This is a genomic window from Synechococcus sp. BDU 130192 (assembly GCF_963876085.1).
Lineage (GTDB): Bacteria > Cyanobacteriota > Cyanobacteriia > Cyanobacteriales > MRBY01 > MRBY01.
In genome coordinates, this window is record NZ_CAWNNO010000061.1 from 112,516 (window position 1) to 126,870 (window position 14,355).

Below are 14,355 nucleotides of genomic sequence, written 5' to 3' on the forward strand. Positions count from 1 at the left end.
CCTTCAGGATACCGTAATCACCCCGAAGGCGCACCGCACAGCAGCTAATCAATTTTCCTAGAAACGCAGTTAATTATTATTCGGCACGGGGCGGAACGGATAAAGGAAATTCAACAGGGGGAAAAGATTCCGCGATTGTACCCAGAGCTTACCCTTGCCACTGAAACGACAAACTAAGCCTTCTCCGCCGAGAATCCCTGTGCGCAGGCTCCGGAAAGATAAGCCCCCAATCATTTCCACGTTGTATTGCAGCGTATCCTCAAAGGCGACAATGTAGCCCGTATCCACCACATAATCCCCCTCTACAGGAATTTCAATGATCGCCCCGTAGGAACTAAACCAAAAATCCCCTTGGCCCGATGCCCGCAGGAAAAAGATCGATTCCCCCGTAAAGAAACCCTTCAGCCCCTGGAATTTGGTGTCAAGATCCACCGAGGGACTAGAAGCCACAAAGCCCGAAGACTGCACCATTAAACTTTTAGAGCCGTCCAAATGGTAGTAGGTCACATCCCCCGGCACCCCCGGCGAGATATAGAGTTCCCCGGCAGTATTTCTAGCAGTAAATTCACTGATAAATAGGGATTCTCCACTGAACATCCGCCCGATGCCCTTCATCAAGCCCCCCCGCATCTTCGACTTCATCTCAATGTTGGCATCCATTGCCGCCATCGCCCCCGCCTCTACGAGCAGGGTTTGGTTGGGCGGTAAGGTCACAATGAGCGAGGCATAGGAGGGATTATTTTCAACGCGAAATTCAAACTGAGACATAATTTTTAAGCACTTTCAGCACTGGCTTCAAAGGACAACTTAACGGGGTGGTAATTGGGAACCAACCAGGGAACCAAAGGCTCCGGGATTGTGGGTTTGGCAGTACAGTTTGCCCTTGCCTCGGAAGCGACAGACTAACCCTTCTCCGCCGAGGAATGCCCCAATCCAAGAGGGATTGGCTTTACCCACGGTGAAGCTCAGGCTCTTTTCAAAGGCAACGATATGGCCTGTATCCACGACGTATTCGCCATCCACATCCACTTCGTAAATGGCCCCAAAGGACGTCACCAGCAAAGGCCCTTGGCCACTGATGCTGAGCCAAAAGATAGATTCACCTGAAAAGAAGGATTTAAAGCCCTGCCAACCGAGATCAATGTCCACATTGGGGCCAGAGGCAAGGTAGGAAGAGGCTTGGACAACAAATTCATCGCCCCGCATTTCGTACAGGAGGAGATCCCCCATCAGCTTGGGGGCAAACCAAATTTCACTGTTGGGTAAGGGTGCTCGAAAAACGCTCAGAAAGAGGGATTCTCCGGCAAGCATCCGTTTTAGCCCTCCCATGATGCCGCCCCCTTTGCCTTTGCGGAGGGTCGTGCTGGCATTGATATTGCCGCTCATGGCAACCATGGCACCGGCTTGGGCAATGATTTCTTCCCCAGCGTCGAGGGTGACATGGGCGATCGCATTATCTGGTTGATGTAAGAGTTTAATTTCCATAGCTACCCCCTAACGACATTTTGGACGTAAAAAGCCCACAAGACCTGACACACTCCGCGATTGGAGGTAGATTCGGCCACGGCCTTTGAGTTTATTCACCAGGCCTTCGCCGGAGGTGAGGGAACCAAATAAGCCTCCAGACATCCGAATATTCATGGTGATGCCTGGATCGTAGGCAACGAGGTGGCTGTTATCGACGATAAATTCACCCTTGATGTGTCTTTCGATGATGCCGCCATAGCACCCGTAAAAGACCCGGCCACTACCTGTGAATTGCAGTTTGAAGAGGCCTTCCCCCGCAAACCAACTGGCAAAACCAGCCCAACGGATTCCCATTTTTGCGCCGGGGGTATGGGCAATGTAAGCACCGGGCTGAAAACAGATCGGCCCCTGGGACAAATCAATGCGGTGGATATCACCCACCATTGACTGGGTTAAAATGACGGTCTGGGGCCGCTGACTTGTGTTGCGATAAACATTCACAAACAGGGATTCTCCCCCAAATAACCGACGGAGAATCGCCGGGAAAAATCCCCCCGAAAATTCAGTTTTCATTGAGATTCCAGCATCCATGCTGACCATTGCACCGGATTCGGCTGTGACCTGTTCGCCGGGTTCGAGGGTGACAAATAGACAAGCAAAGGCGGGTTTATAGCGGATTTCGTATTTCACCGTGACTCTACCTGATAAGAGTTTGAATAAACTAGCCCAATACAAGCTAATTCCCCTTATTTTTAGCAGGGCAATGGGAGTGAAGAAATGTTTGTTAAGGTTGCTTAATATTCAAGGAAATCATCCTCGACAGCGGCGATCGCCTCAAAATGTTAAGATATGTAAAGAAAGTCTCATTTTCAAAAATATCTATGTTTTCTCCAGAACCCGCCGATGAAAAGCAACTTTTAAAGGCTGTACTGGCCCCGCTTTTGGATGATTTTCTTTATTGGTTTGACCTATCTTTAACGGCCCTCGAAAAAAAATCCTTAAGTTTTATGGCCCCCGCCGAGCAGGAAGACCTCATCGCCCGCATTCGCCAGGCCCAGGGGGAGGTAATGGCGACCAAGTCTCTTTTCCAAGCCACCGATGGCAATGCTGGGGTCGATGTTCAGGTGCTGATGCCCTGGCACCAATTGGTTTCTGAATGTTGGCAAGTGGCCCAAAAGCGACGTCAGTTAGAAGGAGAGGCCTAATTATTCGATACTGGATTATGCTTGGCCCTACCGTAAATAATCATGTCTGTGACGTTTGAATTGGCTCCTTGGCGATCGCCCCTAGCCCGGGCCTTACACCGGAATAAAAGTCAGCCCCACCACCGCTTTTTTCAGTTGGCCACCGTAACGCCGACGGGAAAACCCAGGAATCGCACGGTGGTTTTTCGGGGGTTCCTCGAAGGGAGCAATGACCTCAAAATTATTACGGATCAGCGCAGTGAAAAAATAAGTCACCTCGCTACTTGCCCCGATGCCGAAATTGCTTGGTATTTCACCAAAACCCGGGAACAATTCCGCTTTAGTGGTCAGATTAAGCTGGTTACAGCAGCAAGCTCTTCATCACGACTAAATCGCGCTAGACAGCAGACCTGGCAAGCCCTTTCGGATGCAGCCCGGGCTCAATTTCTCTGGCCCCAGCCTGGCGATCGCCGCAGTGAAAATTTAGCGGATTTCCAGCCAACCGCAGTGAATGATCAAGAGCCTGTTTCTAATTTCGTGCTTCTCCTGTTTCAGGTGACAAAGGTCGATCACCTCGAACTGCGGGGCAATCCCCAAAATCGCTTTTTATATGACCTCACAGCCGACGGTACTTGGCAGCAAAAAACAGTTAATCCCTAGGGGGACGAAAGCCATATTTTTGTAAAATGGCCTGACCTTTTTGACCCAGAATAAAATCGATAAAAAGTTGCCCTTGGGTTTGCTTGGGTGAGACTTTAATTGGGGCGATCGCATACAAAATTGACCCTGTTGATTCTGGCGCAAAAGATTCAATCATTCGCAAATTAGATTGCTGGAAAATATCTGTTTGGTAGACAAACCCCGCCGTTGCCGATTGATTTTGGACATAGGTTAAAACTTGCCGCACGTTCTCCCCAAAAACTAATTTTTGGGACTGCTCTAGGGTTTGGTAAAGCTGGGGATATTTTTCTAAAAGATTGGCGGCATATCGTCCCGCTGGTACTGTTTTGGGATTACCCAGGGCAATTTTTTGAACATCCTCACCCGCTAAATCTTCCAAACGATTCAGTTGCGGTTGGCTTTGTTGACTTTGAATCAGAACAAGTTGATTTTCCGCAAAAATACGAATTGCTTCTGCTGCGACAAACCCTTTTTGGGCCAAGGATTCAACGGGTTCTAGGGCCGCACTAGCAAAAATGTCAATGGGAGCTTGTTGCTCGATTTGCCTTTGCAATGTCCCGGAGGCAGCGGTATTAAATTGAATTGAAATGTCTGGATACTGTGTTTGAAACTCGGTACGAATCTCTGCCATGACATCGGTCAAGGAAGCGGCGATCGCCACCACTAAAGTTTGCCCAGAATTACCAAAAGTACAACCATGTAGATTGATTACAAGGGCAATGCTTAGACCCCAAACAAAATGTGGCAGTTTGAATTTCATCCCACTAGGGCACTACCTAAACCTTGGAACATCAACCAAGATAGGAAAAAGTTAGCAATAAAAATCGCTAGTAGAGATGTAACAACGGCCGTTGTTGTCGATTGTCCTACGCCCTTTGCTCCTCCAGTTGTTGTCAAGCCCCAACTGCAGCCAATGACGGCAATTAAGCCCCCAAAAACAACAGATTTAATCATTGCACTGATAATGTCCCAATATTCTAAAAAACTCTGGGCCGAGTTGATAAAAATAGACTGGGGAATTTGATATAAATTTATGGCGATGATTAACCCACCAGCCATTCCCGTGAGGAGCGATAAAACAGTCAATAAAGGCAACATCAAACAGCAGGCCAAGAAGCGGGGGACGACCAAATAATCAATGGGATCCGTGCGTAAAATATGCAACGCATCGATTTGTTCAGTGACGCGCATGGTGCCAATCTCCGCTGCAAAGGCCGAGCCGACACGCCCCGCCAAGACCACCGCCGTTAATACAGGGGCTAACTCCCGGGACAAGGAAAGACCCAAAACGCCCCCCACCGCCGTGCCTGCGCCGAAGTAAATAAATTCCCGCGCCACCTGGATGGTAAATACCATGCCGACAAACCCAGCCGTGACTAGGGCAATGAGGAGGGAATCAGGCCCCACCGCCGCCATCTGTTCAATGGTAATGCGTCGGTTGAAACGCCCCCGCAGGAGATGTACGATGACTTGCCCCCCTAGAAGGGTTGCGGCAACTAACCGCTCAAACCATTTCCCAAGGGAACTTTTTGATCTGCGTTGGCTGGTCATAGGTGATCGGATGGGACAACTGAAAATTTAAAAAAAGGCAAAGGGAAAAGGCGATCGCCAAACTTTATGCAAATTTTACGGGCACTAACGCCATTGCCAAACCATATTACGCCTCATCCGTGGATTCTATGCGGAATCGCTCCACAGAAGCCAGGAGATCCCGGGCGATGCCCACCAACTTTTGTAACGATCCGGCCACCCGTTGAGATTCTCTTGAGGTTTCTTGGGCCGTTAATTCCACCGATTGCATGACCTGGGCCACAGCACGGGAATTTTCCCGCTGTTCAACGGTATCCGCCGTAATCGAACGCACCAGAGCATCAATACGGTTTGATACCTGAATAATGTCCTCTAGGGATTGTTTCGCCTGCTCAGCCCGTTTTGTACCGTCAATAACCTGCTGGGTACCCTCCTCCATTGCAATCATTACCGAGCTTGTTTCACTTTGGATTTGTAAAACAATTTGCTCAATTTCCTTCAGGGCTTTGGCAGAACGGTCTGCCAACTGACGGACTTCATCGGCCACAATCGCAAATCCTTTACCAGACTCCCCTGCCCGGGCCGCCTCAATGGACGCATTCAATGCCAGGAGGTTCGTCCGGGACGCAATCTGGGAAACCACCGCGACAATTTTAGAAATTTCCTGGGAAGATTCGGCTAGACGTTTTACCTTGCGGGCTGTTTCGGCCACCGTTTCTCGAATCTGTAAAATCCCCGCCACGGTGTGCTCTACGGATTCTCCCCCCTTGAGGGCCGTACTCGAAGCAGTTCGGGCCACCTCCTCCGCTTCCCGGGCATTTTCTGCAACCCGCTGGATCGAATCCGTCATCATCTGTACGGAGTTGAGAGTAACAGCCAATTCTTCAGCTTGACGGAGAGCATCACTGGATAGACCCCGGGCAAAGGATTCACTATCGGCAGCATTTTTATTCACCTGGCGCGCCGCTTGTTTAACCTGTTGAACAATTTCCCGGAGATTTTGAATGGTGAGGTTAAAGGCGTCGGCGACGGCCCCTAAAACATCGGCTGTGACCTCTGCTTGGACGGTAAAGTCTCCCCGGGCGGCCCCTTCCACATCATCAAGGAGGCGGATCACCTGGCGCTGGAGGTCTTCTTTGGACTGTTCCGTTTCTTCGGCCCGCCGCTGGGCCTCACTGGTGGTATTTAAAATAACCCGGGCCATTTTATTAAAGCCCGTGGCTAAGGCACCAAACTCATCCTCCGCAAAAACCGTTGCTTTGACATTGAGATTCCCCTGGGAAACCGCGTCGAACTGGTTTTGTAGGTTGTCAGTGCTACGTTTGATCTGTCGGGTTGTTAACTTCCCAAAAAAGAGGGTTGTACCAAAGCTGGCTGCCCCGGCCAATAAGCTGGTGAGTAAACCTGTTTTGGCCACCGGCCAGAGGGCTTGGGGCCGTTGTTCGGCTGGGGTGGTTTGAAATACGCCCACTGTCACAATCAAAGTGGCGATCGCCGATGCGGCAGCAGCACCAGTCGCAGTGAACAATTGTTTTTTCTGGAGAGGCACATTTTCAAACCAAGCCAAATAACCCTTGGGGTTTTCCGCGACAATTTCCTGGGGTTTATCAGAAACAGTAAAATCTGTCCCTAGACCGCCAGAGAGACTATCTTCCCCTAGGGTGATAAATAGGCTGTCGTCTTCGGTGAGGCCCAATTCTTCGGGAAAATCATCAAAATTAAACTCCCCTGAGGTCGTCGGTGTTTCTAGGGGCGCTTCAAACAGACCTGTATCCGGCATTTTTTGGTCATCATCGAGAATATCCGAACCGAGATCACCAAAATCATCTAGATCCTGTTCGTTGAGAATGCCAAATTCCTCTAAAAAGCCCCCTTCATCCTGTTTTGGTAGCGCTTCTGGTTCTTCATCAAATAGTTCTGCCCCAAGGCTACCCAAGCTAATTTCATCGTCAAAATCTGCCGCCTCATCAGGGGAGAGGGAGTCAGGTGCAAAACTTGGGTGCGCTGGCTCATCAAATGTCAATGCGTCTGCATCGGCTAAAGGAGGATTTTCGAGCCAAGTGGGGGACTCACTTTCAAAGCCGAGTGGTGCAGTATCCACTGCATCGAAATGGTCTTGATCTGCTGAAATTCTGCCATTTTCATGGGTCGGTGACCAATCTAAATCGAAAGGAGATGTATCTTCGCTTCCTAGGAAATCTCCGTCTTCTTCTAGGCCGGCCGCACTGTCGAATTCAACCAATTCGTCTTCGTTAAATTCAATGAATTCGCCAGCCTCTGCCTCGAAAAAAGGATCATTAAGGGACTGATTTAAACCTGGTTCAGGGGAGCGATCGCCGGGGTGGGGCACTAAAAAAGTTTCTTCATCTTCCGGGAAATTTCTCAAGGGCAACTCTGGTTCTGCCCATTGTTCTGAATAATCATCCGCCGAAATTGGTTGTTCCCCCGCTGCTGTGACAAAGTTTTCTGGGGAGTTGTATTCTGCTGCAACCGGATAATCTTCTGGCTGGGTGAAGGTCGGCTGTCCACCGCTGGTTTCCCGGTGACCATTGACTTGATCGCTGTAGGCATTGACCTGGGTCAAACCTTGGCGAGCATATTCATGGTAATCCCGCTGGTTAGTGACATCTAAAACCCGATGGTAGAACGCGGAAGCCCGCCCTAAATCTTGTAAACCGAGGGAAATATGGCCACTTAAGAGGAGCAAATGGGGATCGTCCGGGTAATCTTTGAGTAACCGATTGGCGATCGCCTCTGCTTCAGGCAAATTATTCTGATAATAGGCCTTCTGGGCCTCAGCATACTCCTTTGAATAATCAGTGGTGCTGGGCGGCATCGGGTTCCCTCCTGGACTGGCACATTTTTAGGATTATCTTACTGAGCGCTGCACAAACTTTTTAACGGATGCAAAACGTATTTTTAATGTAATCTACTTTCTCGCAGATCACAGCACCACCGCAGTAAGTATTAACACCCTTATGTTGCCCAACGGGCCGATTTTAAAATCGCCACATGGTCTAATAAATGCCAAGATTTACTGGCATCATCACCATCCGTCCAAATCCCCCGGACAAATGGGGCCATAACATCCGACAGATCACTAAGCTGAATCTGCAACGTTTCCGCAGCAAGCCACTGCATCCCTTGCATTTCTTCGACGGCTAAACCCAGGAGCATATCTTGATCCTCTATGGCAATCACCGGAATTTCAGCACGGTCTGTTCGTAAGGGGGCACTATCGCCCAAAAATTGCCCCAAATCTGCCACCCAAATAACCTGACCCCGGAGATTAATCGTCCCTAGCAGCAGTGGCGAAACATTGGGAATCGGGGTAATCCGATCCGGTGATTGTTGCATCACTTCACGGATGCCAAAGGCCGGCAGCACAAACCCAGTCCCTGAAGGAAGCTGAAACTTGAGGTGTAACTCCCCTTCCGGGCTTTCTAAACCCTGTAACTGGGGTTCTAAGGACGTCAGGTTTTGTGGTAAGGAACTGTCATCAGGTGTAGACATAGATCGAAAGAAAACAGACAATTCAGGTTTCGCCAAAAACGGCTATTCCCCAGGGCTTAACTTATTTTTTATTGCTGCGTAGGAGTTGCTTGATGGTGCCAATTAACTCCGCTGGCTGAAAGGGTTTCGCGATATAAGCGTCGGCTCCCTGCTTCATGCCCCAGTACCGGTCAAATTCTTCCCCCTTTGAAGAGCACATTACAATGGGGATATTTTGAATTTTCGGGTCAGATTTGAGGCGACGACAGAGTTCGTAACCGTTCATCCGTGGCATGACGATGTCGAGCACAATTAAGTTGGGCAGGGTTTCAGCCGCATTTTTAGCCATTTGACTGAGGGTTTCTAACGCCTCAAGACCATCACCGGCAACATCCACTGTCAAGCCGTTGCCTTTCAGTAATTCTGAAATCATTTCCCGTTGAGAGAGGCTATCCTCAACAACCAAAATTCTACTCATTACAAATGTCCTAGCAATAAAATCACCGGCGTAATAATCACCGTAGCATCAACATTGTCAAAAACATGCCCTGGGACGGACAGACTTTAATTTATCAGGGAGAGGGATTACAAAATGTTTATTTCTTGAGAAATTTCTGGGGAATTGCCGTGAATCTTGGTATTTAGCAAGGGTGCGATGGGGACTAAGGGTTAGGCCATCGCCATCATAGCTTGTTTTTTCACTCCGGGGGCGATCGCCTGGGGAGATCTGCGCTGGCTAATGGTTTGGGAGATATTTTTCTAGCAGGGTTAACAACTCCTGCTGGCCGAAGGGTTTTGTTAAATAATCCGTTGCCCCAGCAAAATCTGCCTGAATTCGGTTAATAAACTGCTCTTGCCCCGTCAGCATAATGATAGGAACGTTTTGAAATCGCTTACTGTGACGCAGCATCATACAAATTTCATGGCCATCTAGGTGAGGCATGGCGATATCACAGAGAATTAAGTGGGGCACCTCAGCAAAGGCCGCTTGAATTGCCTCTAGGGGATTTTGGACGAGGTGCACTTGATATCCCTGGGTGCTAAGGATTTGCTCTACGGCTTTCCCGATGGTGAAGTCATCATCAATGCAAAGAATTCGCCAGGTCTGGTGAGACGACATTTCACTGGGACGTGACAAACTTTGGGGAGGGAGAGGATCTAGAACTTGGAGCCAACCCTTCTGGATATAGGGAAGCAAGGCCCTCGCAAGGGCAACGAGGTCACGATTGAGGTAACGGGCCAGTTGGCGGAGGGTCGTTTCTCCGGTAGTCCACTGGGCTAATTTTTGGTAGGCGATCGCCGGTAGCGCGGCGGCAAGTTTTTCGGGTTGGGCCAGCAGTAAACGTTGTTGGGGAAATTGAATCTGGGGATAGAGTTGCTTCCATTTTTGGACTTTTTTAACCGTCTCGAACAGCAATGAAGTCACTGCATAGGTGCTTAGCTGCGGCCCAAAGGGAGTCCCCAACTGAAAATTAAAGTGACCCTGGTGGAGACTCAGGAGATCAAACAAAGTTTCCTGCACCATTGCCTGGAGGATATGCCGCGCTTGATCAACGGTAATTGTTTGGGTTTCTAAAAGTCGCCACAGGGCTGCATATTCAGGAATTGTAGTTTCGGCGATCGCCCCCCGATCAAGATCCTCTAGCTTGTGGGTGAGATGGTAATGGACAAGGTAATCCTGCAAACGGTGCATCTGGGGAGAATAGTCATCAGTCCCGTAGACAATTTGACCATTCACAAAAAAGACTAACCAGGTGGACAAAGGCAGCGAGTGTTGGGAACGCGGCGCTTGTGGGAACTGCCAACTCAAATCATCAACGGCCCCCGATGGTCGAGCTTCGATCCACAATTGCCCAGTCCGTTGTCCCAGCTCAAGGAGCTGCAAAATACTACGGAGATCAATTTCATTGAGAGTCCCTTGCATACTTTTTTGGGGATCATTGGGATCATAGAAATAGGGCGATCGCCCTTGGATTTAAAGCTTAACTAATCCCAGGCGCAATTCACTGTCGTGGACAAGTATCAAGACTAACTGGCCTACCATTTTCCCTTTAGGGTAAGACAAGTCGTTCGTTGCTATGTCAGAAAATCACGAAAAATTACACTCCTAGCCAAGAAGATTAAGCCAGTACAATGATCTTCTAAAATCATTGAAGGTGAGTCAACTCCAGTCGTAAGTGCCCCCTTGACCATGGGTAATCCTAAAAATGTTTCGTGATGGCAGTCCTCCGGTCAGTCCCAACCAATGGCGATCGCCTAAGGCTTTAAAGTTAGGTCACCTACGCACTACACTCTATCCATGGCTCATCACCACTTCGCTCAGGCACTAGCAGTTTCAGGGGGAATACATTCACGTGCTATACCTTGCAGAGGTCAAAAAAACGAAAGGATTCATGGGAAGCAAGACCGAAATCAAATTGCTTGCCTGTGAACGTAATGATCGCAGTTGGAGCACGGTGCCTGGGGAAGAATTAGTCCCTGCCGATGAATTGAGTAATTTCAATGACGGAACCCTCGTGGTCGTCAATCTTGGCAATAATCGGACGATTCAAGGCTCCCCCGAAATCGCCACAAACCGTCTGTTGACGGTGCTCCAGAACTTTTCTCGCCTCATGGACAAATCCAAATCCCAAGAGGAAGAAATTGAACAATGGCGGCAATCCTTGACCTACCAAGCCGATGAACTCAATCGTCGCCAGGAGGAAATGAATAGTCGCCTTGACCAAATTGAAGAAACCGAAGCCGAACTGCAAAAGCTCCAGGACGAAAAACTAGCCTTTGAAAAACTTAAGGCCGAGGCCGACGAAATTAAAGCAGAATTTGCCCGTAAGCAAACTGAATTAGAGGGTGCCTGGCAGCAGCTCCGGGGAGAACAACAACGGCTAGCCAATCTCCAGGAAGAAACTGATGGGCAGGGATTAAGCCCGGCGATCGCCACAAAAATTCAGCAAATTCTCGTCCAGTGCCAAAGTAATAATGCCCCCACAGACGAAGTACGCACCCAACTAGGTGAGTTGCTCGACGAACTCACGCAACAGGAAGAACTTTTTCAAACCTTCGCGCAATATCCCCAACAGCTTCAGGAACTAGAGACCCAACTCGCGGCGATCGCCACCCAAGTCCAGACCGAAACCACCAACGTTGAAGAGAGACGTCAAGCCCTAGAAAACGCCAAAACTCAACTCCAGATCCAACGGCAACTTCTACAGGCTAAACAAAGCCACCTCAACCAATTAGCTACGTCACGTCAGCGCCAAGAAGATATGCAGGATTTGCTCAATAATCTCGCTGCCGGAATGGGGGGCATCGAGCACTATGGAGTGGATTTAGCGGCGATCGAGGCCATGCCCCTCGGAGAACTCGAAACCACCGTCGAGAAACTGCGGGACGATTTAGATAAACTAGTTCGCTTTGTCAATGACCAGGAAGAAGAACTCACCCTCCAACATGAGGCGGTAGGAGAAATTAAAGCGTCTTTGGCGACAGTTGAACCAGACAATGTGATGGAACTCCAAGAGCTCGAAGAAGAACTCAGGGACGAAGAAGAAAAATTAGGGATGCTCAACCAGACTTTAGTGGGTCAGCGACGCACCCTCCGGGAACGCCAAGGGGCATTACAACAGCATTTACGCATTCTCAAGCGTCGCCAAGGAATTATTGAAGTAGAAGCCGAGCAAAATATTGACCTAAGTCCGGCGATCGCCTACCTCGAAGATTATCAGGAGGAAGACGAAACCCAAAAGCAGAAGCTTGAAGCAGAAATTGAGGCGATGCACCATACGATTCAGCAGCTTGAAAATATCCTCATGCCCCAGGAACGGGAGTTAGCGCAACAACAAAAGGATCTAGAGCAAAAACAAGCTGAATACGAAGCCAAACAGCGGGAACAGGCGCAATTACAGGGAAAAATCCAGCTTTATCAAGGGGAGTTACTTCCACTCAAGGACACCTTAGAACAAATTATCCAGTCCCTCCGCACCCTAGAAAATTCAATCCATCAGTTCCTCAAGGTCAACGAACAACAGCAACAGCTCGCCCAGGAACTCGAACAAACCATGGCCGAGGCGACTCACTCTCCGTAGGACTAATTAAATTTACACAGATAAAAGCGCATCACCAGTGGCCAAACCAGCGGCGATCGCCCCTTCGATACCATTTCCCAAACACCAATCTCCACAGGCGATCAGGGGAGAGTCCGTGGCAAAACGATAATAGGCTTGGCCATAGTTCGTTGCAGGGAGAGCATAGCGCCAACGCTGGATCTGCCACCATTGGGGTGTCGGTAAGGTAAAAAGATTTTGTAATTCATCCAATAGCGTGGTGGCGACGGTGGTTAAATCCGCTGTCTCTAAATAATTTTGGGCAAAATTTCCCGTCGTTTGACAGACTAGGGTGAAATTCCCAGGCGATCGCTTTTGGCCTTCGTAGCTAATTGTGCGCCATCGGGGATGTTGGCTAAGGCGGAGTGCTTGCCAGGGAAATCTCCAATCAAACTGGTCATAACCAACCATGAGAGAGAGGGCTGGCGCATAGAAAATTTCCGCAAGGCGATCGCGCACGGTAATAAAAGAATAAGTGAGTGTGATCACCTGGGGCAGGGGCAGCGCTAAAACCACCTGCCTCGCGCGGACGGTTTCCCCTTGTTCAAAGGTCAGTCGCCAATGGCCCGCAACTTCTTCGAGGTGGATCAGGCGTTGACTTCGATGAATTGTTAAATCTTGGGCTAAATATTTGGCGATCGCCGTCATTCCCGCTGGCACCATCCACCGTTGTTCCCCCGCAAGGGTTTGCCAAATCTCTGGATCAAGGCGATTGGTCGTTGCCACCGACCAGGGTTTTAAAAGATCGGCTGCAACTAAAGTTTCCGTTAAAGCCGCTGTATGGGCTCCTAAAATCTCCCAGTAGGGTAAACCATGGTCGAGGGGCTGTGCTGCAATCCGTCTGGTTGCGAGGCGACCACCCACACCACGGGATTTATCGAAAAGTGCGACCTGTTGGCCTGCCTGTTGAATTTTTTGGCCACAATGAATCCCTGCTAAGCCCGCCCCAATAATCGCCACATCCAACATTTGATCACATTTCCTGACGTTCTCTGTCCGCGCCCCATTGTAAAAAGTTGACCAGCGAAAAGCTAGATTACAATAGGCAGCATCAAGCGTGGAGATGATGTTTGCTGTGGATGAACTACGGACAGCCCTGGAATTAGCAACGGATGAGGAACTGCACCACCTCACTCAACTGCTCTTTAGCCGCAAATTTAATCCCCTCGACTATTGGCAAACGCCTCAACCCAGCGCCATTCGTAGTCAAAACCGCGATCACCAAATTCAGCACATCGAAACCCGCTTCCGTTTTCTAGCCGCCGATGGGGTTACGGTGCTCCGTCGCCAAACCAAAACCCTCACCTACCGCCAGATCCTGTTTCAGGTAGGAGAATTCCTCGATATTCCCTGTGGTACGGCCCTGGATACTATTGAGCTTGAAGCAGAAATTTTTCTCGCCTTGACCAGCCGCGCTTGGGATAAACTCCCCCAAAAAGAACAACGCGCCCTGATTGATCGAGTGAGGCGATCGCTGGCCCAAACGGATTTACCCGAAGCTTTGCCCGTCCAACTCCAACATAATCCCCTGAGAATTTTCCTTAAAGGGAGTAGCACCTTGGTGATTAGTAGTGTGCTGAAATCATTTTTAATGAAGCAGGTTGCCCGGCAGTTGGCGCTACATTTTGCGACGGGCCAAGCCCTAAAAACAACCACAACAAGGCTTGGTTCTTTGATGTTGACCCAAACTGCCCTGCGTTATGGCCTCACCCGTAGTGTGTTGGGGGCTGTTGTCCCGGCTTTGTGGAGTTGGTTTCTTGTCGATCTCGGTTGGCGGGCGATCGCCACTAATTACGGGCGTATTATCCCGATGATTGTCACCTTGGCCCAAATTCGCCTCACTAGAGAACCCCTGGTTGTTGCTTAAACCCCCCGGTTTAACTCTGTTACATTGGCCCGTT

At 49.5% G+C, this 14,355-nt stretch carries 14 protein-coding genes; 4 read left to right on the forward strand and 10 right to left on the reverse strand.

What is annotated here, in order from left to right; translation table 11 throughout:
• Nucleotides 1-69 precede the first annotated feature (69 nt).
• From AACT35_RS14940 to AACT35_RS14950, 3 genes are read right to left on the reverse strand one after another with little or no spacing between them, the layout of a single operon-like run.
• Nucleotides 70-768: a TIGR00266 family protein gene (locus AACT35_RS14940; RefSeq protein WP_062433810.1), complete on the reverse strand. Its 699-nt coding sequence runs from the start codon at nt 766-768 to the stop codon at nt 70-72.
• A gap of 39 nt (nt 769-807) precedes the next feature.
• A complete protein-coding gene (locus AACT35_RS14945; RefSeq protein ID WP_012306985.1) occupies nt 808-1,485 on the reverse strand; it encodes a TIGR00266 family protein in 678 nt (225 codons plus the stop codon).
• A 9-nt stretch (nt 1,486-1,494) separates the two neighbouring features.
• Entirely contained in the window at nt 1,495-2,157 is a 663-nt protein-coding gene (locus AACT35_RS14950; protein WP_099237651.1) for a TIGR00266 family protein, read from the reverse strand.
• A gap of 191 nt (nt 2,158-2,348) precedes the next feature.
• Between AACT35_RS14950 and AACT35_RS14955 the strand changes: the two genes are divergently transcribed.
• Nucleotides 2,349-2,672 (forward strand): DUF2605 domain-containing protein, encoded by a 324-nt coding sequence (locus tag AACT35_RS14955; RefSeq protein WP_012306987.1) that lies wholly within the window; start codon nt 2,349-2,351, stop codon nt 2,670-2,672.
• A gap of 42 nt (nt 2,673-2,714) precedes the next feature.
• The gene (locus AACT35_RS14960; protein ID WP_099237607.1) at nt 2,715-3,311 is read left to right on the forward strand and encodes an Npun_F5749 family FMN-dependent PPOX-type flavoprotein; all 597 of its coding nucleotides are present in this window, start codon (nt 2,715-2,717) and stop codon (nt 3,309-3,311) included.
• Here AACT35_RS14960 and modA read toward each other — a convergent pair.
• The 6 genes from modA to AACT35_RS14990 form a co-directional block, all read right to left on the reverse strand.
• Complete coding sequence (modA, locus tag AACT35_RS14965) at nt 3,301-4,092, reverse strand: molybdate ABC transporter substrate-binding protein (RefSeq protein ID WP_052349628.1); 792 nt, start codon at nt 4,090-4,092, stop codon at nt 3,301-3,303. The genes AACT35_RS14960 and modA overlap by 11 nt on opposite strands.
• The gene (locus AACT35_RS14970; protein ID WP_012306990.1) at nt 4,089-4,883 is read right to left on the reverse strand and encodes an MlaE family lipid ABC transporter permease subunit; all 795 of its coding nucleotides are present in this window, start codon (nt 4,881-4,883) and stop codon (nt 4,089-4,091) included. Before AACT35_RS14970 ends, modA begins: the two co-directional genes overlap by 4 nt.
• A 106-nt stretch (nt 4,884-4,989) precedes the next feature.
• A complete protein-coding gene (locus tag AACT35_RS14975) occupies nt 4,990-7,698 on the reverse strand; it encodes a methyl-accepting chemotaxis protein (protein ID WP_099237609.1) in 2,709 nt (902 codons plus the stop codon).
• Nucleotides 7,699-7,838: 140 nt separating this feature from the next.
• Entirely contained in the window at nt 7,839-8,375 is a 537-nt protein-coding gene (locus AACT35_RS14980) for a chemotaxis protein CheW (RefSeq protein ID WP_099237611.1), read from the reverse strand.
• Nucleotides 8,376-8,436: 61 nt separating this feature from the next.
• Nucleotides 8,437-8,832 carry a response regulator transcription factor gene (locus tag AACT35_RS14985; RefSeq protein ID WP_012306993.1) on the reverse strand — a complete coding sequence of 132 codons (396 nt, stop codon included), beginning with the start codon at nt 8,830-8,832 and terminating at the stop codon, nt 8,437-8,439.
• Nucleotides 8,833-9,090: 258 nt separating this feature from the next.
• Complete coding sequence (locus tag AACT35_RS14990; RefSeq protein WP_099237613.1) at nt 9,091-10,278, reverse strand: response regulator; 1,188 nt, start codon at nt 10,276-10,278, stop codon at nt 9,091-9,093.
• Nucleotides 10,279-10,708: 430 nt separating this feature from the next.
• Between AACT35_RS14990 and hmpF the strand changes: the two genes are divergently transcribed.
• Nucleotides 10,709-12,436 carry a pilus motility taxis protein HmpF gene (gene hmpF, locus AACT35_RS14995; protein ID WP_099237615.1) on the forward strand — a complete coding sequence of 576 codons (1,728 nt, stop codon included), beginning with the start codon at nt 10,709-10,711 and terminating at the stop codon, nt 12,434-12,436.
• A 12-nt stretch (nt 12,437-12,448) separates the two neighbouring features.
• Here the strand turns inward: hmpF and AACT35_RS15000 are convergent, their stop codons facing one another.
• Nucleotides 12,449-13,423 (reverse strand): NAD(P)/FAD-dependent oxidoreductase, encoded by a 975-nt coding sequence (locus tag AACT35_RS15000; RefSeq protein WP_099237617.1) that lies wholly within the window; start codon nt 13,421-13,423, stop codon nt 12,449-12,451.
• A 94-nt stretch (nt 13,424-13,517) separates the two neighbouring features.
• Here AACT35_RS15000 and AACT35_RS15005 point away from each other — a divergent pair, with 94 nt between their 5' ends.
• Nucleotides 13,518-14,321: a YaaW family protein gene (locus AACT35_RS15005; protein WP_371410747.1), complete on the forward strand. Its 804-nt coding sequence runs from the start codon at nt 13,518-13,520 to the stop codon at nt 14,319-14,321.
• Nucleotides 14,322-14,355 lie beyond the last annotated feature (34 nt).